23 protein-coding genes are annotated in these 20953 nt (G+C 69.3%); 2 read left to right on the plus strand and 21 right to left on the minus strand.

The window, feature by feature from the left end:
• Positions 1-23 precede the first annotated feature (23 nt).
• Positions 24-860: a translation elongation factor Ts gene (gene tsf, locus ACIBK0_RS18865; RefSeq protein WP_399081028.1), complete on the minus strand. Its 837-nt coding sequence runs from the start codon at positions 858-860 to the stop codon at positions 24-26.
• A 94-nt stretch (positions 861-954) separates the two neighbouring features.
• Entirely contained in the window at positions 955-1854 is a 900-nt protein-coding gene (gene rpsB / locus ACIBK0_RS18870) for a 30S ribosomal protein S2 (protein ID WP_399081030.1), read from the minus strand.
• A gap of 270 nt (positions 1855-2124) precedes the next feature.
• Here rpsB and ACIBK0_RS18875 point away from each other — a divergent pair, with 270 nt between their 5' ends.
• Positions 2125-2739: a murein hydrolase activator EnvC family protein gene (locus ACIBK0_RS18875; protein WP_399081032.1), complete on the plus strand. Its 615-nt coding sequence runs from the start codon at positions 2125-2127 to the stop codon at positions 2737-2739.
• Between the two features lie 99 nt (positions 2740-2838).
• Here the strand turns inward: ACIBK0_RS18875 and ACIBK0_RS18880 are convergent, their stop codons facing one another.
• The 18 genes from ACIBK0_RS18880 to proS all read right to left on the minus strand — a co-directional run bounded on the left by ACIBK0_RS18880 (position 2839) and on the right by proS (position 17715).
• Positions 2839-3396 carry a TetR/AcrR family transcriptional regulator gene (locus ACIBK0_RS18880; RefSeq protein ID WP_399081407.1) on the minus strand — a complete coding sequence of 186 codons (558 nt, stop codon included), beginning with the start codon at positions 3394-3396 and terminating at the stop codon, positions 2839-2841.
• 142 nt (positions 3397-3538) lie between these two features.
• On the minus strand, positions 3539-4381 hold the full coding sequence (whiG, locus tag ACIBK0_RS18885) for an RNA polymerase sigma factor WhiG (RefSeq protein ID WP_399081034.1): 843 nt from the start codon (positions 4379-4381) through the stop codon (positions 3539-3541).
• Between the two features lie 272 nt (positions 4382-4653).
• Complete coding sequence (gene dprA, locus ACIBK0_RS18890; protein WP_399081036.1) at positions 4654-5799, minus strand: DNA-processing protein DprA; 1146 nt, start codon at positions 5797-5799, stop codon at positions 4654-4656.
• Entirely contained in the window at positions 5796-7421 is a 1626-nt protein-coding gene (locus ACIBK0_RS18895) for a YifB family Mg chelatase-like AAA ATPase (RefSeq protein ID WP_399081038.1), read from the minus strand. The genes dprA and ACIBK0_RS18895 overlap by 4 nt, the downstream gene beginning before the upstream one ends.
• Positions 7421-7792: a YraN family protein gene (locus ACIBK0_RS18900; protein WP_399081040.1), complete on the minus strand. Its 372-nt coding sequence runs from the start codon at positions 7790-7792 to the stop codon at positions 7421-7423. The genes ACIBK0_RS18895 and ACIBK0_RS18900 overlap by 1 nt, the downstream gene beginning before the upstream one ends.
• A gap of 156 nt (positions 7793-7948) precedes the next feature.
• Positions 7949-8257: a DUF2469 domain-containing protein gene (locus ACIBK0_RS18905; protein WP_003965949.1), complete on the minus strand. Its 309-nt coding sequence runs from the start codon at positions 8255-8257 to the stop codon at positions 7949-7951.
• 55 nt (positions 8258-8312) lie between these two features.
• Complete coding sequence (locus ACIBK0_RS18910; protein WP_399081409.1) at positions 8313-8789, minus strand: NUDIX hydrolase; 477 nt, start codon at positions 8787-8789, stop codon at positions 8313-8315.
• A 64-nt stretch (positions 8790-8853) separates the two neighbouring features.
• Positions 8854-9621: a signal peptidase I gene (gene lepB, locus ACIBK0_RS18915; protein ID WP_399081042.1), complete on the minus strand. Its 768-nt coding sequence runs from the start codon at positions 9619-9621 to the stop codon at positions 8854-8856.
• Between the two features lie 181 nt (positions 9622-9802).
• Positions 9803-10735: a signal peptidase I gene (gene lepB, locus ACIBK0_RS18920; protein ID WP_399081045.1), complete on the minus strand. Its 933-nt coding sequence runs from the start codon at positions 10733-10735 to the stop codon at positions 9803-9805.
• Entirely contained in the window at positions 10620-11714 is a 1095-nt protein-coding gene (lepB, locus tag ACIBK0_RS18925; RefSeq protein ID WP_399081047.1) for a signal peptidase I, read from the minus strand. The genes lepB (ACIBK0_RS18920) and lepB (ACIBK0_RS18925) overlap by 116 nt, the downstream gene beginning before the upstream one ends.
• Positions 11707-12423: a signal peptidase I gene (gene lepB, locus ACIBK0_RS18930; RefSeq protein ID WP_399081049.1), complete on the minus strand. Its 717-nt coding sequence runs from the start codon at positions 12421-12423 to the stop codon at positions 11707-11709. Before lepB (ACIBK0_RS18930) ends, lepB (ACIBK0_RS18925) begins: the two co-directional genes overlap by 8 nt.
• A gap of 45 nt (positions 12424-12468) precedes the next feature.
• Positions 12469-12819, minus strand: a complete 351-nt coding sequence (gene rplS, locus ACIBK0_RS18935) for a 50S ribosomal protein L19 (RefSeq protein ID WP_030675924.1) — start codon at positions 12817-12819, stop codon at positions 12469-12471.
• A 132-nt stretch (positions 12820-12951) separates the two neighbouring features.
• On the minus strand, positions 12952-13773 hold the full coding sequence (gene trmD, locus ACIBK0_RS18940; RefSeq protein ID WP_399081051.1) for a tRNA (guanosine(37)-N1)-methyltransferase TrmD: 822 nt from the start codon (positions 13771-13773) through the stop codon (positions 12952-12954).
• Complete coding sequence (gene rimM, locus ACIBK0_RS18945; RefSeq protein ID WP_399081054.1) at positions 13773-14321, minus strand: ribosome maturation factor RimM; 549 nt, start codon at positions 14319-14321, stop codon at positions 13773-13775. The genes trmD and rimM overlap by 1 nt, the downstream gene beginning before the upstream one ends.
• 83 nt (positions 14322-14404) lie before the next feature.
• Positions 14405-14644, minus strand: a complete 240-nt coding sequence (locus ACIBK0_RS18950; RefSeq protein WP_003973401.1) for an RNA-binding protein — start codon at positions 14642-14644, stop codon at positions 14405-14407.
• A gap of 2 nt (positions 14645-14646) precedes the next feature.
• Positions 14647-15066 carry a 30S ribosomal protein S16 gene (gene rpsP / locus ACIBK0_RS18955; protein ID WP_399081056.1) on the minus strand — a complete coding sequence of 140 codons (420 nt, stop codon included), beginning with the start codon at positions 15064-15066 and terminating at the stop codon, positions 14647-14649.
• 355 nt (positions 15067-15421) lie between these two features.
• Positions 15422-16018, minus strand: a complete 597-nt coding sequence (locus tag ACIBK0_RS18960; protein ID WP_369249461.1) for a hypothetical protein — start codon at positions 16016-16018, stop codon at positions 15422-15424.
• A 251-nt stretch (positions 16019-16269) separates the two neighbouring features.
• The gene (gene proS, locus ACIBK0_RS18965) at positions 16270-17715 is read right to left on the minus strand and encodes a proline--tRNA ligase (protein WP_399081059.1); all 1446 of its coding nucleotides are present in this window, start codon (positions 17713-17715) and stop codon (positions 16270-16272) included.
• A 198-nt stretch (positions 17716-17913) separates the two neighbouring features.
• Here proS and ACIBK0_RS18970 point away from each other — a divergent pair, with 198 nt between their 5' ends.
• Positions 17914-18771 carry an SAM-dependent methyltransferase gene (locus tag ACIBK0_RS18970; RefSeq protein WP_399081061.1) on the plus strand — a complete coding sequence of 286 codons (858 nt, stop codon included), beginning with the start codon at positions 17914-17916 and terminating at the stop codon, positions 18769-18771.
• 151 nt (positions 18772-18922) lie between these two features.
• Here ACIBK0_RS18970 and ftsH read toward each other — a convergent pair whose 3' ends face one another.
• Complete coding sequence (gene ftsH / locus ACIBK0_RS18975) at positions 18923-20848, minus strand: ATP-dependent zinc metalloprotease FtsH (protein ID WP_399081063.1); 1926 nt, start codon at positions 20846-20848, stop codon at positions 18923-18925.
• Between the last annotated feature and the right edge of the window lie 105 nt (positions 20849-20953).

A 20953-nucleotide genomic window follows, 5' to 3' on the forward strand; every position in this document is an offset into this window, starting at 1 on the left:
CGAGCGTCGATCGCGGTACGGACTCAGATGCCGACCTTGATGCGCACGAAGCGCTTCAGGGTGACACCGGCCTCGTCCAGGACCTTCTGGACAGTCTTCTTGTTGTCGAGCGCGTACGGCTGGCCGAGGAGGGTGGCCTCCTTGAAGAAGCCGTTGACGCGACCCTCGACGATCTTCGGGAGCGCGGCTTCGGGCTTGCCCTCGGCGCGGGTGGTCTCCTCGGCGACGCGACGCTCGGTCTCGACGACCTCGGCCGGGACGTCCTCCTTGGAGAGGTACTTCGGCGCGAAGGCGGCGATGTGCTGCGCGATGCCCTTGGCAAGGTCGGCGTCGGCCTTGTCCAGCTCGACCAGGACACCGATCTGCGGGGGCAGGTCGGGCATGGTGCGGTGCATGTACGCGGCGACGTAGGCGCCGGAGAACTGGGCGAAGCGGTCCAGGACGATCTTCTCGCCCAGGTTGGCGTTGGCCTCGTCGACGAACGCCTGAACCGTCTTGCCGGGCTCGATCTCGGAACCGAGGAGCGCCTCGATGTCGGCCGGGGCGGTGGCGGCGACGTGCTGCGCGATCTGGTTGGCGACGGCCTGGAACTTCTCGCCCTTGGCGACGAAGTCCGTCTCGCACTTCAGCTCGACCAGGACACCGGAGGTGTTGTCGTCGGCGATGACGGAGACCACGGCGCCGTTCTCGGCGGAGCGGCCCTCGCGCTTGGCGACGCCCTTCTGGCCCTTGATGCGCAGCGCCTCGACGGCCTTGTCGACGTTGCCGTCGGCCTCGTCCAGGGCCTTCTTGCAGTCCATCATGCCGGCGCCGGTGAGCTCACGGAGCTTCTTGACGTCAGCGGCGGTGTAGTTCGCCATGATTCCTGGAATCTCTCTCGGAGTCTGAAGATCTACGGGCCGAACGGCGGGGGCTTTGGGGCCCCCGCCGTTCACAACCCGAAGGGGTGAGGGGTCAGGCCTGCTCGGCGTCCGCGGCCGGGGCCTCGGCGGCGGGGGCCTCAGCAGCAGCCTCGGCCGGAGCCTCAGCGGCGGGGGCCTCAGCAGCAGCCTCGGCGGCGGGGGCCTCGGCCTCGTCGGCCTTCTTCTCGCCCTCGAGCAGGTCGCGCTCCCACTCGGCGAGCGGCTCGCCCGCAGCCTTCTCACCCTCGGCCTTGCCGGCGCCGGAACGGGCGATGAGGCCCTCGGCGACGGCGTCGGCGATCACGCGGGTGAGCAGGGTGACGGAGCGGATCGCGTCGTCGTTGCCCGGGATCTTGTAGTCGACCTCGTCGGGGTCACAGTTGGTGTCGAGGATGGCGACGACCGGGATGTTGAGCTTCCGGGCCTCGCCGACCGCGATGTGCTCCTTCTTGGTGTCCACGATCCAGACGGCGCTGGGCACCTTCTGCATCTCGCGGATACCACCGAGGGTCTTCTCCAGCTTGGCCTTCTCGCGCGAGAGCACGAGAAGCTCCTTCTTGGTCAGACCGGAAGCGGCGACGTCCTCGAAGTCGATCTGCTCGAGCTCCTTGAGGCGCTGCAGACGCTTGTAGACGGTGGAGAAGTTGGTGAGCATGCCGCCCAGCCAGCGCTGGTTGACGTAGGGCATGCCGACGCGGGTGGCCTGCTCGGCGATGGCCTCCTGCGCCTGCTTCTTCGTGCCGACGAACATGACCGTGCCGCCGTGGGCGACGGTCTCCTTGACGAACTCGTAGGCGCGGTCGATGTACGACAGCGACTGGAGCAGGTCGATGATGTAGATGCCGTTGCGCTCGGTGAAGATGAAGCGCTTCATCTTCGGGTTCCAGCGACGAGTCTGGTGACCGAAGTGGACGCCGCTCTCCAGCAGCTCCCGCATCGTGACGACGGCCATGGCCGTTCTCCTTGGTGTTCTCGGTTGTGCCGCGTGTGCCGGACGGCACTCGCGCCTGACGCCCGCGATGCGCCTTGCCACTGGGGACCGAGAGGCGCTGACACCGGTTTTTGATGACCAGGTGTCGGGGCGTGCGAAGTCGACCCGGTGACCCGGATCGCCATCAGAAGTGTACGGGACCCGAGAGGCACCGGGTGACGCCACCGTCCACAACCGGCCGGTACTCCACAGATCCCGGCCATGATCCGCCCGATGCGGGACGGTTCTCGCATGCGAGCGAAACGATGTGTGCGTACGTGGCTGGGGTTGCTGCTGGGCATGACGGTGACCGTGCTGGGGACGCTGAGCCCGTCGGCTCTGGCCCGCACGCCCGCGACGGCGACACTCGCCCCGCCGGGAACACCGGAACCACCGGGCCCCGATCCGACGGTCCCGACCGTCGCCCGTACGTGGCCGGTGGGTCTACGCCCAATGGTCGTACGAGGCTGGGGACCCCCGGCGACGCCTTACGGCCGGGGCCACCGCGGCGTGGATCTGGCGGCGACCCCCGGGACAGCCGTACGGGCGGTCGCACCCGGGCGCGTGTCCTTCGCCGGCAGGGTCGCGGGTCGCGGTGTCGTCTCGGTGGAACTGTCGGGCACCGGAACGCCACCCTTGCGGACGACCTACGGACCGGTACGGGCCTCGGTGAAGAAGGACGACGAGGTGACGACGGGCGAGGTCCTGGGCACGGTGGAGCCGGGCGGTTCCCACTGCCCGACGTCCTGCCTGCACTGGGGACTGCTGAGAGGCAAGACCTACCTGGACCCGCTCTCCCTGCTCCCGCCATGGCTGCTGCACAGAGGGCCGTCACGCTTGCTGCCGGTGATCGGAAAACCGTCCTAGCCGTGGGCAGACGCACGGCCGCCCCACGCAGCTGTGCGCATGCGTGCCGCTGAGGGCGGGCAACCCACGTAGTTGTGGGCAAAGCGATCAAGAACGGACTCAGCCCCGAACGCCCCGAAGGGCCATCCCAACGGCCGCCTCGGTGATCGCCGAAGGATCCTCCGCCGCCCCCAGCTCAATCCGCCGCACAGCCGCATCCACCACACCCTGGAGCAGCATCGCGGCCAGCCGCGGTTCCCCGTGCCCCATCTCTCCCAGCGCCTCGACGATCATCGCCACGAGCCCGCCGTGAGCCGCACGGATCTTCTCCCGCGCCCCGGCATCGAGCTCGCTCGCCGAGATGGCGACCACGGCCCGGTGCCGCCGGTCCCCGACCAACGCCAGCTGCTGCCGAACATAGGCCTCGACCTTGCCCTCCGGAGAGGAGGCCCGCTCCATCGCCGCCGAAACCTCCGCCGCCCAGACGGGAAAGTCGACCTCGCACAGCTCCTCGACGACGGCCGCCCGCGACCGGAAGTACTCGTACACGGAGGACCGCGCGAGCCCCGTGCGCTCGGCGAGAGCCGGGAAGGTCAGAGCCTCCGTCCCGCCCTCGGACAGCAGGGAGCGCGCCGCGTCCAGCAGGGCGGCTCGCTGCATCGACCGGTGCTCGGCCACGGAGGCCGCTCGAATCCTTGGCACGTCAACCACTGTACGGACGGACCACCCCGAACGGCAGTCACTCCACCCAACCGCCCGGTGGAGCGGAGCCCGGACACTTGCTGGGCAGGGACGATTCAGCAGCGTGCCACCGCCGCGCTCAGCGGCCGAAACTCGCCAGCTTGGCACGCAGTTGGAGGACCGACTTGGTATGGATCTGACTCACCCGGCTCTCGGTCACCCCCAGCACGTTGCCGATCTCCGCGAGCGTGAGCCCCTCGTAGTAATAGAGGGTGACGACGGTCTTCTCCCGGTCGGGGAGCGTATTGATCGCCCGCGCCAGAAACCTCCGCAGCTCTCGGTCCTCAGCCACCTCGACGGGATTGTCGGCGGCGGTGTCCTCCAGCGTGTCCATCAAGCTCAGCCGGTCACCGCCCTCGCCGCCGACATGCAACAGCTCCTCCAGAGCCACCACATTCGCCAGCGACAACTGGCTGAACACCGCATGGAGATCCTCCACCGCGATGCCCATCTCGGAGGCCACCTCGCACTCCGACGGGGTGCGCCGCAGCCGTGCCTCCAGCGTCGCGTACGCCCGCTCCACGTTGCGCGCCTTCTGCCGCACCGACCGCGGGATCCAGTCCAGTGCCCGCAGCTCGTCGATCATCGCGCCCCGGATCCGCGTGATCGCGTACGTCTCGAACTTGATCTCCCGCTCGATGTCGAACTTCTCGATCGCGTCGATCAGCCCGAACACGCCCGAGGAGACGAAGTCGGCCTGCTCGACATTGGCCGGCAGACCCACGCTCACCCGCCCCGCGACGTACTTCACCAAAGGCGAGTAGTGCAGGATCAGCTGTTCCCGCAGCCGCTCGTCACCCGTCGCCTTGTACGACCGCCACAGTTCATCGAGCGTCGAGGGAGCGGGCGGGCGCACGCTACCGCCGTCGCGGGCGGCTGGCGGGCTCGCCGCCCGGTCGGACCCGGAGGTGTGCTGGGGCATTCGTCGCCTTGTGCCGTTCTGCCGTGAACTGGGAGTACCTGGGTGACCTGTCGGTCTGGTGTCGAGATTGTCGGTCTGAGTCGGAATCCTCGTGAGCGTAGCGTGACTGGGGTGTCGCAGTGCGCGAAGAACTGCGGATCACCCGCACGCAGAGGCATTCCGCCGAGCATCTCCCGGCGTCACGACGATTGCGCTGCGTGACGACCGAGAGACGCCAACTGCGGGAATTCCCAAGGGTGTCGGCGTTCGCCCGGACGGCCGAACACGCTGGGTCAGCAGCGTCCCTGATCGTCACGGACGGAGATCATCGCCTGGCGTGTCAACTTCCAGCCGTCGCCGTGTCGTTCGACGAAACCAAGTGCTCGGAGTTCGTACAGTCTCCCGACCGCTTCGTCCACGGTGGTCCCCGCGCCCCGGGCGATCTCCTGCGCTTCCGCCAGAGCGCGCGCCGGCAACGCGGCCAGCACGCGTCCGGCGCCCGGGTCCAGCAGGTCGCGCGGCAGCACGGGCCCACGGCGGTCGGGGGCCAGTTCACCCATGTCACCCACCAGTTCGGCGACTTCCGCGGCGTCGGAGACCAGCACTGCCTCACCGCGGAGCAGTTCGTGCACCCCCGCCGACAGTCCGCTCGTGGCGGGGCCCGGCACCCCCATCGTGAACCGCCCGAGCCGTTGCGCCGCACGGGCTGTGACCAGCGCACCGCTGCGATACGCCGCCTCGACGACCACGGTCCCCCGGGTGAGCGCCGCGATGACCCGGTTCCTGAGAATGAATCTGCTCGGTGTCGGGTGGTCGCCTGGCGGCAACTCCCCGACCACCAGACCCTGTTCCGCGATTCTGGTGATCAACTCGGTGTGCCCGCGCGGGTAGGGCCGGTCGACGCCGCAGGCCAGCACGGCGACAGTGGCGCCGCCCGCCCCGAGGACACCCCGGTGCGCGGCGCCGTCCACGCCGTAGGCACCGCCGGACACGACCACCCAGCCGCGCTCCGCGAGACCGGCACCGAGGGTGGCCGCCATGTGGGCGCCGTACTCGGTGCAGGCCCGGGCTCCGACGACGGCGACGGAGCGCAGCGCCCATATCCGCAGACTGGGGTGCCCCCGTACCCACAGGCCCGTGGGCCGGGCGTCCCCCAGATCGTCGAGTTGCGCGGGCCATTCGGGCTCACCGGGACAGATGAACCTCACCCCGGCATGCCGTGCCTGAGCCAGATCCCGCTCCGGCCGCACCCGGCCGGACCGCCCCCGCAGCCCCTCCCATCGCTTCTCACTCACCCCCGGCAGCGGCTCGCCGCCCTGCACCAGCCGCCGCGCGACCTCGACAGCCCCGAACTCCCGCAGCCATCGCCCACCGACCTCGTCCCCGGGTTCCATGACTCGGGCGAGCGCGACGCGGGCCATGCGCTCGTCGTCCGTCATTTCGGCGAGCCGATCATCATCGGCACCCCTCGCGGGATGCCGGTGCGCAGCTGAAGAGCCAGGGCTACATCCCCGGCATCGGGTCGGTCGTGTCCCGACAGGTCAGCGACCGTCCACGCCACGCGGAGCACCCGGTCCAGGCCGCGTGCGGTCAGCACACCGCGCTCCAGTCCGCGCTCCGCCTCGTCCATCGCTCCCGGCAGTGCCTGCCACCGGCTGCGCAGTTCGCGTCCCGGCACCTCGCTGTTCGTATGCCACGGAGTGTCGGTCAAACGCGCGGCGGCACGCTCGCGGGCAGCGCTCACCCGGTCGGCCACCGTCCGCGTCGGCTCACCCTGGGCACCGCGCGCCGTCAGTTCGGAACGGGTGACCGGCTCGACCGCCACCCGCAGATCGACCCGGTCGAGCAGCGGCCCGGAAAGCCTGGCCTGGTAGCGGCGTACGGAAGACGGCGGGCACTCGCAGAAGTCGTTCGCCACGCTGAAGCGCCCGCACGGGCAGGGGTTGGCGGCGAGCACCATCAGAAACTTCGCCGGGAACCGCACGACACCGGCGCTGCGCGCGATCACGACATGCCCCGCCTCCAAGGGCTGCCGCAGGGCATCGAGCGCGAAACTGCTGAACTCCGGCGCCTCGTCCAGGAAGAGCACCCCGCGGTGCGACAACGACACCGCGCCCGGCCGGGCGAGCCCCTTGCCGCCGCCGACGAGGGACTGCATCGTCGCCGAGTGGTGGGGTGCGCAGTACGGCGGGACGTCCACCATCGGCCGGCCCGGCGGCAGCAGGCCCGCGACCGAATGGATCGCCGTCACCTCAAGGGATTCCTGCCGGGTGAGGCGCGGCATGAGTGACGGCATCCGCTCGGCGAGCATCGTCTTGCCCGCACCGGGTGGCCCTTGCAGGAAGACATGGTGCCCGCCCGCTGCCGCGACCTCCATCGCGGTGCGCGCCGACATCTGGCCGACCACGTCGGAGAGATCATGACCCTGGTCGTGCTCGGGCACGGCGCCGCCGCACAGGCCGGTCGCCTCCCCCGTGCCGGGCACGCGCAGGCCCGCCAGCAGCGGATCCGGCCGCCCCTGTTCATCCGGCTCCTCCTCGGGCACCGGCTCGTCCGTGAGCACCGCGATCAGCTGGCGCAGACTGCGCACCCCGAGCACCGAGACACCCGGCACCAGCGAGGCCTCCGTCGCCGCGCACTCCGGCACCACCACCTGCTCGTACCCGGCGTCCGCCGCAGCCAGCACCGCCGGCAGCACACCCCGCACCGGCCGAACCCGTCCGTCCAGCCCGAGCTCCCCGATCATCACGATGTCGGAGAGCACCCGTGGATCGATCCGCTCGGAAGCCCCGAGGACCGCACAGGCAACCGCGAGATCGAACCCACTGCCGCCCTTGGGCACCGACGCCGGACTCAACCCCACCGTGAGCTTCTTCTGGGGCCAGGACGCGCCGGAGTTCACCACTGCCGCCCGAACCCGGTCCTTGCTCTCGATCAGACTCTTGTCGGGGAGGCCGACCAGGGTGAAGGCCGCGACGCCGGGCTCCAGGTCGGCCTGGACCTCGACCACGACGCCCTCGACGCCGACGAGCGCCACGGAACATGTACGCGCGAATCCCATCAGGCAACCCCCCGCGCGTGTTCGACCACGGGCGCGCCGCGGTCGGGGAGGACGACGCCGATCAGGTCGATGCGGACGCCGCCGGGTGGTGCCCCGCCGTGTTCCTGCAGCCAGCGCTCGGCCAGGCCACGCAGGCGCTGGGCCTTGGCCGGGGTGACGGCCGCCATCGGGTGCTCGAAGGCGCCCGCCTTGCGGGTCTTGACCTCGCAGACGACCAGCGCGTCGCCGTCACGGGCCACGATGTCGATTTCGCCGGTCCTGCCGCAGCGCCAGTTGCGTGCCAGGACCGTCATCCCGGTCGCTGTCAGCCGCCGCGCGGCCAGATCCTCACCGTACTTGCCGAGTGCCCTGTGTGCCTGGGGTGTGTTCATGTCGGCACCACCTCCGGCGCCAACAGTGCGGCCACTTCGACCCGCTATTGGATCTTGGTGAACGAGCGGATGATTGTGGAAAACTCCGTCACCCGCACGAGCGGTCACCACACGTCACGGCGGCACGTCACAGCCGCCGCGTCGCACCCCACGTCATCAGCCGCCGGGCAGCTCCAGGTCGCTCTTGTTCAGCTCCTCGATATTCACGTCCTTGAACGTGAGGACGCGTACCTGCTTCACGAAGCGAGCGGGTCGGTACATGTCCCACACCCAGGCATCCGCCATGGACACCTCGAAAAACACCTCGCCCTGGACCGAGTGCACCTGCATCTCGTAGTCATTGGTGAGGTAGAAGCGCCGTTCGGTCTCGATCACATATTTGAACAGACCGACGACATCGCGGTACTCCCGATAGAGCTTCAGCTCCATCTCGGTCTCGTACTTCTCGAGGTCCTCGGCGCTCATGGCATGTTCCCCTTCAGCCGTGCGTCCCCCTATTGTGCGCCAGCCTCGCGAGCCCCTAGACGATTTCCGTGTCGAGGACCTCGGGCGTGGCCGGGGGACCCTCGTCGAGCACCCTGCGCAGCAGCTCGGCGAGTCTGGTCGGATACACCGTCTCATGTGCCTCGGTCAGTTCCTGGCACGTCCACCAGCGCGCTCCGGCGACACTGCGCCGCTCCAGGTCCGTCAGCCCCGTGGCCACCGTGGCCGTCCGGGTCGTACGGGCCAGGTAGTACCACTCGTCCTGGTCCCAGCGGCGCCCCGCGAACGGGAAGGAGCACATCCGCCGCCAGAGCACCGGGCCCAGCTCGACCTCGGTGATTCCGGTCTCCTCCGCCAGCTCGCGCAGCGCGGCCTGCTCACGGGTCTCGGCGCCCTCGATGCCGCCGCCGGGCGTGAACCACCAGTCGTCGGCGGGGTCGTCCGGCTCGTGCCCGTGCAGCAGCAGAATGCGCTCCTCGGGGTCGAGCAGCACCACACGGGCGACCTTCCGCAGGCCGCTCCGGCACTCGTCCCGGGTCCCCGTACCAGCGTCGTGCGGAGGTTCGTCGTAGGACACCTCAGCGGGCACCCGCGAGCTCCGTCCGGGCCCGGCTGCGTCGGCCCGCGATCGGACCGTACGCCGCGCCGCCCAGGACGAGCACCGCACCGGCGATCACCGCGCCGACCATCAGGCGCAGCGGTCCCGGCTGGGAAAGGCTGCCCAGGGTCTCGAAGCCGGTCGGCCGCTTCAGCATGCCGTTCATGGGCCAGGCGACGGCGTCGACCCTGGCGGTCACGGCATTGCGGGACACCGTGCCGCTGGCCGCATCCGTGAGATGGGCGCTGGAGTCCAGGGAGCCCTGGCGTTCGTCGCCGAGCAGGAACAGGCGCCCCTCGGGCACCTTCACGGTCGGGATCTTCGTGATCTCGGCCAGACTGCCCTTGGGCAGATACGGTTCGTCGATCTGCTTGCCGTTGACGGTCAGCTTGCCGTTGGTGCAGCAGGAGACCGTGTCGCCGCCGACGGCGACCACGCGCTTGACCACGGGCGCGTTGGTGACCCAGGTCTTGTCATGGAAGACGACGACGTCACCGCGGCGTACCTCGCCACCGTCGATGCGCTGTGCCAGTACCCGGTCACCGGCGTCGATCGTCGGGGTCATCGAACTGGTGGGCACGGTGTACGGCCGGTAGACCACCGCCCCCCAGGCGAAACCTCCGAGGAACAGCACCAGGCCCAGCGCGACAGCGAGTCCGGACAGCCTCTGTCCGACCTTGCCACCCGCCTGTGCCTTGCTTGCGCCACCGCTGCGCGGGGCCGTACGTGTCGTGCTCTCGCCACCCATGGGTCCGCACCTTACCCGGGGGTACGGTGCGCAGTCAGCCCATGATGCGATCACACTTGCCGGTTCCGGAATGCGCCCGTCCGGCCGACGCCTCGACGTGCTGCCGAGCACCCGTTACGGCCGAGGGGCCGGGGGCCCGGACGAATCCGAGTCACCGGCCCCAAGGGGACGCTTCAGCGCGTTACTTGGACGACTTCCGCTTCCGTCGCACCAGCACCAGCGGTACCGCCCCCACGAGCGCCACGGCAGCCGGCGAGGTGACCGCGGCCGCCGCCTGGTCGCTCAGACCGGTCTGGCCGAAGGTGTCCGGGACCGGGAGGGTGCCCCAGCGGTTGATGGGCCAGGCCTTCACGATGGCGCGGCCGACGACCTTGTCGACGGGGACCATGCCGTGGTGCTTGTCCATCTGGTTGTAGCGCGAGTCCCGCGAGTTCTGGCGGTGGTCACCCATCACCCAGATCATGCCCTTGGGGACCTTGACCTTGAACTGGCCGCCGTCTTCGTCGACGCTGCACGGGGTGTTGCCGGGGTACACGTACGGCTCGTTCAGCGCCTTGCCGTTGACGGTCAGCGGGCCGGTGCCCTTGCACTGGATGGTGTCACCGCCGACGCCGATGACCCGCTTGATGAGGTCCTTCTCCTCGGCGGACGGCATCAGGCCGATCCAACTGAGGACCGTCTGCAGAGCGTTCGGGTTGGCCGTGGGCTCGCCCGCCAGCCAGTTGTCGGGGTCGTGGAAGACGACGACCTCGCCGCGCTCCGGCTCGGAGCCGAACCACGGGGTCAGCTTGTCGACCAGGACACGGTCGCCCTGCTGGAGGGTGTTCTGCATCGAGTCCGAGGGGATCGAGAACGCCTGCACCAGGAACGTCTTGATCAGCAGCGCGAGGACCAGGGCGATGCCGATCAGGATCGGCAGCTCCTTCCAGAAGGAGCGCTGCTTCTTCGACTTCGCGTCCTGCTCGGCGCGCTCGGTCGCAGCGCTGCCGCCCTCGGACTCACTCCCGGAGCCGGATGCGCCCTCTACGGCCGGGGAAGCCGAATCGTCGGGCCGCTCCGGCTGCCCTTCGGGACCCTCGTGTCCGGACCGTGCGCCGACCGCCACATCCCCCACATCCACTCCTCACTCCGTGCCGCCGCCCGCGTCGTCGAATTCGACGCAGGCCCACCACTCCCATAACGAGCGGGAGTTCCGCAGGGCTCGGGAGGGGGATCAATCCATCTGGATCCGCAGGGGCCACCCTATGCGACTGGGCGAGAGCGGACGTCGACCCTCCAGGCGCGTCGGCGACAGTGGCGAAGGTGCTCGGCTCCTTCAGACGGGTCCAGTGACCGACGGGCCAGCCGATGAGCATGGCCCGGCCGACGACCGACTTCTCGGCGACCGTACCGCTGAACTTGTCCGTGCGGTGGTAACGGGAGTCGGCGGAGTTGCCTCGGTGGTCGCCCAGAACGAACAGGCGGCCCTGGGGCACCTTCACCTCGAAGGCGAAGTCCGACGGCTTGTCGCCGGCGTAGATGTAGGGCTCGGTCAGCGGCGTGCCGTTGACGGTCACCCGGCCTTGCGTGTCACAGCACTTGACCGTGTCGCCGCCGACGCCCACGACCCGCTTGATGAGGTCCTTCTCGTTGTCGGACGGCAGCAGGCCGATGAAGGTCAGCCCTTCCTTGACCTGCTTGACGACAACGGGGTCGTCCTTCTTCTTGGTCTCCTCGGCCGTGAGCCAGCCTCCGGGGTCCTTGAAGACGACGACGTCACCGCGCTGGGGCTTGGAGCCGAACCAGGGGGTGAGTTTGTCGACCAGGACGCGGTCACCGATCTGGATCGTGTTCTCCATGGAGCCCGACGGGATCACGAAGGCCTGGACGAGGAAGGTCTTGAGGACCAGCGCTATCAGCACCGCGACGCCGACCAGGAGGGGTACCTCCTTGATCGCCGAGCGCCGCCTGCGCCGCTTGATCTTGCGGGCGAGCTTGCGTCGCTCCACACGGCTGGGCCGGACCGCGCCCCCGGAGGCGCGCCGGGTGCCGGTGGGCAGCAGGTTGTCCGCGGCGCTGGTGGAGACCCCGCGCGGTTTGCCACGGTTACCCATGGGCACCGTCCGCGGCGGGCACGCGCGCGTAGGCGTCGGGCCGCGTCAGCCGGGTCCAATGATCGGCCGGCCAGGCGATCCAGTCGGCTCTGCCGATGACGTCGGAGACGGGGATCATGCCTCCGCCGGGCGAGCCCAGGTGGTCGCGGGAGTCGCTGGAGTCGCTGCGGTGGTCACCGAGAAGAAAGAGGGAGCCGTCGGGCACGACGACGTCGAAGCGCACGTCGGACGGACTGTCCCCGGCATACAGAAACGTCGACTCGTCGATCGACCGGCCGTTCACTTCGAGCCTCCCTTCCTTGTCGCAGCAGACCACATGGTCTCCCCCCACACCGACGACGCGCTTGATGTAGTCGGCGTTCCCGAAATACCCAGTGCCGTCGAACACAACGACGTCGCCCCGCCGCGGCTCAGCACCAAAACGGTACGCCAACTTATTTACGAGAACGCGGTCTCCGATCCTCAATCCCGACTCCATCGAGCCGCTGGGAATTTGGAACGGCTGCATCACGAACCGGCTGACGAGCAGCAGAAAAACCAGGCAGACCAGCACGGTCAGGGTGATCCGCCCGCCCGGGAGCCAGTGCGCGACCCGGTCCACCAACGCGAAACGCGACCGACCCTCCGGCCCATCCGTGTCCGAGGCGTTCTCGGATTCGCAAGGGCGGGAGGAGCGGTCGCGCTCCACAGGCTGTGCTTCGGTGTCCATCGGGGCCAGATGTTATCCGGCCCCGCTTTGAACCCCGATGTGAGCTCAGCTCTCGCGCTTCTCCTTGATCTTCGCGGCCTTGCCGCGGAGGTCACGCAGGTAGTACAGCTTCGCGCGACGCACGTCACCACGGGTGACGAGCTCGATCTTCTCGACGATCGGGGTGTGCACCGGGAAGGTGCGCTCGACGCCGACCGAGAAGGAGACCTTGCGGACCGTGAAGGTCTCGCGGACACCGGCGCCCTGGCGGCGGATGACTACGCCCTTGAACTGCTGCACACGGGAGCGGTTGCCCTCGATGACGCGGACGTGGACGTTGACGGTGTCACCCGGGCGGAAGGCCGGGATGTCGCTGCGCAGCGACGCGCTGTCGACGGAGTCGAGCAGGTGAGACATTTCGTCTGCTTTCTTCGCTGATGCCACAGGTCATCAACGGGAGATAGTTTTCCAAGAGGGTGCTGCCGCGTCGGGGCGGGCGTCGTGTCCCCCTGTGGCAGGGGCGCACGCCGGACGACGTACAGCAGCGGTCTATTCTTCCACGGCCTCCGGGCTGCGCCAAAATCGGCCGTCGGGACCCGGCTGCCAGCCCAGGATCGAGAGCATTTCGCGGTCCTTCTTGTCGAAGACGGAAGGGTCGCAGCGCTCGATGAGGTCGGGCCGGTTCGCCGTCGTACGGCGCAGGGCCTCGTCGCGGCGCCAGCGGGCGATCTTCCCGTGGTGGCCGCTGACCAGTACCTCGGGGATCTCACGGCCGCGCCACGCCGGGGGCTTGGTGTAAACCGGCCCCTCCAGGAGGTTGGCCATGGCCCCGGGGGCGAAGGAGTCGTCCCTGTGGGACTCGGCGTTGCCGAGGACGCCGGGCAGCAGCCGCGCCACGGCCTCCGTGACGACCAGCACGGCCGCCTCGCCGCCGGCGAGTACGTAGTCGCCGATGGACACTTCGTGGACGGGCATCCGGGTGGCGTACTCGTCGATGACACGGCGGTCGATGCCCTCATAGCGCGCGGGCGTGAAGACCAGCCAGGGGCGCTCGGAGAGCTCGACGGCGAGCTCCTGGGTGAAGGGGCGCCCGCTGGGCGTGGGGACCACCAGTACGGGCCCGTGGGAACCGGTCTCGTAGCCGTCCGCCAGTACGGAGTCCAGGGCGTCACCCCAGGGCTCGGTCTTCATGACCATGCCGGGGCCGCCGCCGTACGGGGTGTCGTCGACCGTGTTGTGACGGTCGTAGGTCCACTCCCGAAGATCATGCACGTGCACATTCAGCTGTCCACGCGCGCGCGCCTTGCCGACGAGCGAGACGTTCAAGGGGTCGAGGTACTCGGGGAAGATCGTGACGACGTCGAGCCGCATTACGCCTCGTCCTCGTCCCGGGAGGAGACGGTCTCGGCCCGGTCGTCGATCAGGCCGGGCGGCGGGTCGATGACGGCCCGCTGCTCCTTAAGGTCGATCTCGACGACGATCTCCTCGACGAACGGGATCAGGACCTCGGTCCCGTCCGCGCGCTCGACCACGAACAGGTCCTGCGAAGGCAGATGCGAGATCTCCGTGATCCGTCCGACCTCCGCACCGTCCCTGGTGACCACGTCCAGGTCCATCAGCTGGTGGTCGTAGTACTCGTCGGGGTCCTCGGGCTTCTCGTCCGGGTCGACCTCTGCGATCAGCAGGGTGTTGCGCAGTGCCTCGGCGGCGTTCCGGTCCCGTACGCCCTCGAAGCGCAGCAGCAGACGGCCGCTGTGCACCCTGCCCGTCTCGATGGTCAGCGGTCCGGCGGAGGCCGGGTCGGTGAGCAGGACGGCGCCGGGCCCGAGCCTGAGTTCCGGCTCGTCCGTACGCACCTCCACGGTGACCTCGCCCTTGATGCCGTGGGCGCGGCCGACGCGAGCGACTACCAGCTGCACTGTGCTTGATCTCCTGTCGGTACGACTACGGGCCGGGGACGGCTCGTAAGCCCTCCCCGGCCCGAGCCGGTGCTGCCTTTACGTCAGCGGACGTGATCCACGTCGACGAGGTCGACGCGGACACCGCGGCCGCCGATGGCGCCCACGACGGTACGCAGAGCGCGCGCGGTGCGGCCGTTGCGGCCGATCACCTTGCCGAGGTCGTCGGGGTGCACCCGGACCTCGAGAACGCGTCCGCGGCGCAGGTTGCGCGAGGCGACCTGCACATCGTCGGGGTTGTCGACGATGCCCTTCACGAGGTGCTCGAGAGCCTCCTCGAGCATGCTCAGGCCTCGGTCGACTCGGACTCGGCCGAAGCCTCGTCCTTCTTCTCAGCCTTCTTCTTCTGGGTGATGGCCTCACCCTTGCCCTCGTCGTCGCCACCAAGGGCGTCGAACGACGGGCGCACGGCCTTCGGCTCGGCCACGAGCAGCGGAGCCGGGGCCGGCAGGCCCTTGAACTTCTGCCAGTCGCCGGTCAGCTTCAGGATGGCGAGAACCGGCTCGGTCGGCTGCGCGCCGACACCCAGCCAGTACTGCGCGCGGTCCGAGTCGACCTCGATGCGCGAGGGGTTCTGCACCGGGTGGTACAGACCGATCTCCTCGATGGCCCGGCCGTCACGGCGGGTACGGGAGTCGGCGACGACGATGCGGTAGTGAGGCGAACGGATCTTGCCCAGACGCTTCAGCTTGATCTTGACTGCCACGGAAGTGGTGTCTCCTGGTCTTGACGTGGTTGGGCACGGCGAGATGGCCGCGTGGGGTTGCGGTACCCGAGTGCCCGATGGACGCGTCAGCCGGAGGAGAGAGGGGTCCTGTGCGGCTGTCGAGTACAGCTAGCCATTGTGCCACATCCTGACGGGGCACCTTCACCGGGCAGCCCTCGCCCAGAGCACGGCTCATCGGCACTCGGCGCCGGGGTGAGTCCGACGTCGGCCGCGGCTGACGGCATCCACGAGATGCCGCTACCGACCACTGCCGACGACTGCGCAACCCGGCGCTCCCAGGGTGCCGTCTCTCTTCGGGACGGGTGCCGCCCCTGGCGGCACGACTGCCCGCGGGCTACGAGGCCGCCGCGCCCACGACCTCCGGGATCCGGAACGGCTTTCCGCATCCGCCGCACACGATCGGCGCCTGGGCCAGTACCGACGGGACGACCCGTACATTGCGGCCGCAGTCGCACACCGCCTTGACGCGGACGCCTCCCCCGGAGGAGCCGTGGCGGGCAGCCGGGCCGCGGAACGAACGGGCGGTGTCGGCGGCGGTCGCGACCGTGTGGGCCTTGAGCGCGCGCTGCAGGCGCTCGATCGTCGGGCGGTAGCGGCGCTTCGCCTCGGGGTTGAGCGTGACCAGCGAGAAGCCACTGCTGGGATGCGGCTCCTCGGGATGGTCGAGGCCCAACTCTTCCGCAATCGCGAGGAATCTGCGGTTGTGATACCGGCCGGCGCGAGAGGTGTCGCGGACTCCTCGGGCGGCGGCGATGCCGTGGACTGCCTCGTGAAGCAGTCGCTCGAAGGAGAGTTCGTGCCCGCAGGCGGACGACGACTCTCCGATCAGGGACTCTGGCGCGGCAAGATCGGGCAGTTCGGGGTGGTGCCGCTGAATGTCGGCCCACGCCCCTGCCAGCTCTGCGGCGAGAACAGGTGGTGTCGTGCTCACGTAATGACAACGAGCCGGGGTGCCTCTGTGTTCCTATTCCGGGGCATCCCAAATAATTTGCACGTACCCGTCAGTTGCCGCTGATGCGTCCTGACGAGGGCGGGTGCGCTGATCTGCGGAGAAGTCTCACAGCTCATACCAAGGGGGTACGTAGGCATACGTACGCCCCGGCGCGTAGACGGTGTCCGCGCGCCGGGGCACCTGAGGTCAGCAGATGCGCAAGAGGCGTTTCGGTCGCCCTGGGGGCCTACTCAGTAAGCGCGCGCGACGACGGCGACGTTACCCGGTGCGTCGTCGGCTTCCGGCACCGACCCGTCCTCGGCGACCAGACACCGTACGGTCACGGAGTGCTCGGCCAGCTTGGCCTCGCCCTCTTCGCCGAGGTCGGCCCAGGGAATGCGCGCCCAGCCACCGGCGGTGGCCACCTCGGCGGCCTCCTCGATCGTCGACACCTGCGAGGTACGGGACTCGCGGCGCTCGCGCGACTGCTTCAGCAGCAGTGCCTGGTCCTCTTCGAGCACCGTGGGGAGCAGGCCCACGAGCGCGTCGATCGCCACCGGCTCCTTGCCTCCCCCAGTGCCGAAAGCCTGGGAGGTACGCCCAGGGATGCGGCGGGCCAGCATCGCGGTGCCGTTCTCCAGGTCACGGGGGCCGACCTCGATGCGTACGGGTACGCCCTTGAGCTCCCAGTCGACGGCGCGGCGCCCGAACGGGGTGTCCGTACGGTCGTCCACTTGGACGCGTACACCCGCCGCCCTCAGTTGATCGCCGATTTCGCGGACCTTGGCCAGAACCGCATCGTCGCCCTTGATCGCGAGGACGACCGCCTGTACAGGGGCGAGCCGCGGCGGCACCCGCAACCCATTGTCATCGCCGTGCGACATGATCAGGCCACCCACCATGCGGGTCGACGACCCCCAGGAGGTCTGCCAGACGAGCTCCTGCTTGCCCTCCTTGGACAGGTACTGGGTGTTGAAGGCCTTGGCGAAGTTCTGCCCGAGCTCGTGGCTGGTGCCCATCTGGAGGGCCTTGCCGTCACCCATCATGGCTTCGAGCGTGAGGGTGTTGATGGCACCCGCGAAGCGCTCGCTGGGTGTCTTGCGCCCGAGTACCACGTCGATCCCGAGGACGTTCACCATGAAGTCCGCGTAGACCTTCTCGTGGATGTACGCGGCGTAGTCCCGGGCGTCCTCGTACGTGGCGTGGGCGGTGTGGCCCTCCTGCCAGAGGAATTCCGTCGTCCGGAGGAACACACGCGGGCGCATCTCCCAACGGACCACGTTCGCCCACTGGTTGATCAGCAGCGGCAGGTCGCGGTAGCTCTGCACCCACTTGGAGAAGTAGTCGTTGATGATCGTCTCGGAGGTGGGGCGGACGACGACCGGCTCCTCCAACGCCTTGCCGCCGCCGTGCGTGACGACCGCGAGCTCGGGGGCGAAGCCCTCGACGTGCTCGGCCTCCTTCGTCAGGTACGACTGCGGGATGAAGAGGGGGAAGTACGCGTTCTGCGCGCCCGCCTCCTTGATGCGGGCGTCCATCTCCTGCTGCATCCGCTCCCACAGCCCGTACCCGTACGGTCGGATGACCATGGTGCCGCGCACCGGCCCGTTGTCGGCCAACTCGGCCTTGTTGATCAGGTCCTGGTACCAGCGCGGGAAGTCATCCGCCTGGGGCGTGAGAACGGGTGCCTTTGCCATGCGGCGATGGTACGGGGGCACATTGCCGGAATGTGAATTCTCGCGGCGCGCACGGGGAGCGCACAAGCCGGGCGCCGCAACCCCTGGACGCCACGTCGAGCGCGGAGTTTCCTGGCATACGGGGGGAGTGCGGCGCACTGCACGGGGGCCAGGGAAACGGGGCACAGCGGCAACTCTCGGCGGATTGGGGCGCTTTCGATGACACCTACGCTCGTGCGGCAGCAACTACCTCACGCGGGGGCGGCACCCCGGGTGAATCAGTCTGCACGCGCGCGTGACTGGGCCGAGATCCAGGAGCGGATGCTGGTACCGCTCTACGAGGCCGTCTACGAGCGACTCGAAGTGGGCGGTGGGACGCGGCTTCTCGGCCTCGGCTGCGGGTCGGGGCTCGCCCTTCTGATGGCGGCCGCTCGGGGTGCCGCCGTCACCGGCGTCGACTCCTCGTCGCCCGAGCGGCTGGCCCTTGCGCGGGAGCGGTTGCTGCCGGAGGCATGGGGCAGGCGCGCGCGTGCGGAAGCCCGACTCGTGGAGGGCTCCCCCGCGGACGTGGCCGTCGCGGGAGCGCCGGCGTACAACCTGGTGACCGCGTTGGAGCCGATCGGCTGTGTGGCCGGGGACTCCGAAGTGCTGGGCTCGCTGCTCGGCTCGGCCACGCCGCTCGCCGAGCGGGGGGCTCCTGTGGTGCTGGTCGGGTGGGGGCCGCCGGAGCGGTGCACCTCCTCCGCGGTGCTGCGGGTCGCCACCAAGTTGGCCGATCCCCTTCGGGGGGCGGGGAGTTGGCGGGCCGCCTGTCGGGACGACCTGGAGGAGGTCGCTCAGCGGGCCGGGCTGCGGCCGGACGGATCCGGGCGGGTCGCCTGTCCGTTCGGGTATGCCGATGTGGACAGTGCGGTGCGGGGGCTGTTCTCGACGGGGCTGTTCGACGCGGCGGTCGAGGCCACGGATCAGGTGCAGGTGGACAAGGAGCTGACCGAGGCGCTTCATCCGCACCAGCGGCGGGACGGGACGGTGTGGATGCCCAACGTGTTCCGGTACCTGATCGCTCGTACGAGCTGAGGGCGCAGGCGTTCTTCGCCCCCCTCCACCCCTGCCCGTCCCGTACCCGGGGCTGCGCCCCGGACCCCGCCGGGCTGTTCTTCGACTTCGGGTGGGTGGGGGCCGGTCGCGCAGTTCCCGCGCCCCTTCCGGGCGGAGGGGCGAAACACCCCTACCCCAGCCTCTTGACGCCCGCGATGCGGTACGCCTCCGCCTCCTCCAGCGTCTCGTTCGCCAGGAGCGCCTCCGCGAGGGCGTCGAGCTGGTCACGGTGGTCGCGGAGTTTGTCGCAGGCCTCCTCGTAGCACTCGTCGACGATGCGGCGCATCTCGTGGTCGATGGAGTCCAGGGTCGCCGGGGCGGCGGCGAGGCCGTAGGCCTGCTGGGCGTCGTTCGGTAGGGCGGAGAGGCGGCCGACCCGTTCGCTCATGCCCCAGCGGGCGACCATGCCGCGGACGATGTTGGTGACCTGTTCGAGGTCGTTCTCCGAGCCCGTCGTGATGACCCCGTAGACGACGTGTTCGGCGGCCATGCCGCCCAGGGCACCGATGATCCGGCCGCGGAGGTACTCCTCCGTGTACGAGTATCTGTCCGCTTCCGGAGTCGACAGCGTCACGCCCAGGGCTCGGCCGCGCGGGACGATCGTGACCTTGCGGACCGGGTCCGCGCCCGGCTGCAGCATGCCGAGGAGGGCGTGGCCGCTCTCGTGGTAGGCCGTGCGGCGGCGCTCCGCCTCCGGCATGACCAGCGCGCGTTCCGCGCCCAGCTGCACCTTTTCCAGCGCCTCGGAGAGGTCCGTCTGCGTGACCTGCTCCTGCTTGCGCTTGACCGCCAACAGGGCCGCCTCGTTGGCGAGATTCGCGAGGTCCGCTCCGGTCATGCCCGGGGTCGTACCGGCCACCTGGGAGAGGTTCACATCGGGCGACAGCGGAATGTCGCGGGTGTGGATCGCCAGGATCGCCTCGCGGCCGCCGCGGTCGGGGGGCGCGACATTGACGATGCGGTCGAAGCGGCCGGGGCGGGTGAGCGCCGGGTCGAGGATGTCCGCGCGGTTCGTCGCGGCGATGACGATGACGCCCTCGGAGCCCGAGAAGCCGTCCATCTCGGTCAGGATCTGGTTCAGCGTCTGCTCGCGCTCGTCGTGGCCGCCCATGCCGGAGCCGCCCGCCCGCGCCCGGCCGATCGTGTCGATCTCGTCGATGAAGATGATGGAGGGGGCGACCTTGCGGGCCTCGGCGAACAGTTCACGGACACGGGACGCGCCGACGCCGACGATCATCTCGATGAACTCGGAGGCAGAGGCCGAGAAGAAGGGAACTCCCGCCTCCCCCGCCACCGCCCGTGCGAGCAGTGTCTTGCCCGTGCCGGGCGGACCGGAGAGCAGCACGCCGCGCGGCATCTTCGCGCCCATCCTGCGGTAGGCGTCCGGATTCTTGAGGAAGTCCACGACGTCGTTCAGTTCGCCCTCGACCTCGTCGATGCCGGCCACGTCGGCGAAGGTCGTACGCGGGGTGCCGGGCTGCAGTTCGACCGGCTTCGGGGGTGCCTTGCGGCCGAGCATGCCGCCGGCACCGCCCAGGCCCGCCCGAAATCGTCGGGCGAAGAAGATCCACAGCACTACCAGGAGCACGATCGGGGCCAGGGAGAGCAGCAGGTTGGAGAGGAAGCTGCGTTGCTGGACCACCGGCGAGGCGGTCACCGTGACCTGGTGTTTCTCCAGGTTCTGCCAGAGCTTGTCGTCCGCGAAGGACGGGCGCTGGGTCTTGAACTTGGTGTACTTCCCGCCGCCCTCCGGGTTGTCCTGGGCGTTCTTGAGCTGGCCCTGGATCGCGTCGCCCTTGGAGTAGATCTTGGTGATGTTGCCGTTGTCGACCTGCTTGCTGAACTCCGTGTACGAGATCGTCGGCTCGTTGCCCTCATTGAAGAAGGACAGCACCAGGATGGCGATGACGAACACGACCAGGGCGGCAATGACCAGGCCGATCCAGCCCCCGGGCATCCTCCGTCTCCCGGAGGGCGGCCCGGTCGGCTCCGGCGGCGTGCCCTCGGTACGCCACGGCTGGTCTGGAGCCTTGCGCGGCGGCACGGAGTTGCTCATATTGGGACGTTACGACACGAAATGCATGCCAGCACCCGCACACAACACATTGGGGGCGCCCCTCGGACGAGGGGCGCCCCCAGTGACGTACCGGCGCAATCGCCC

This window comes from Streptomyces sp. NPDC050564, assembly GCF_044457265.1.
GTDB lineage: Bacteria > Actinomycetota > Actinomycetes > Streptomycetales > Streptomycetaceae > Streptomyces.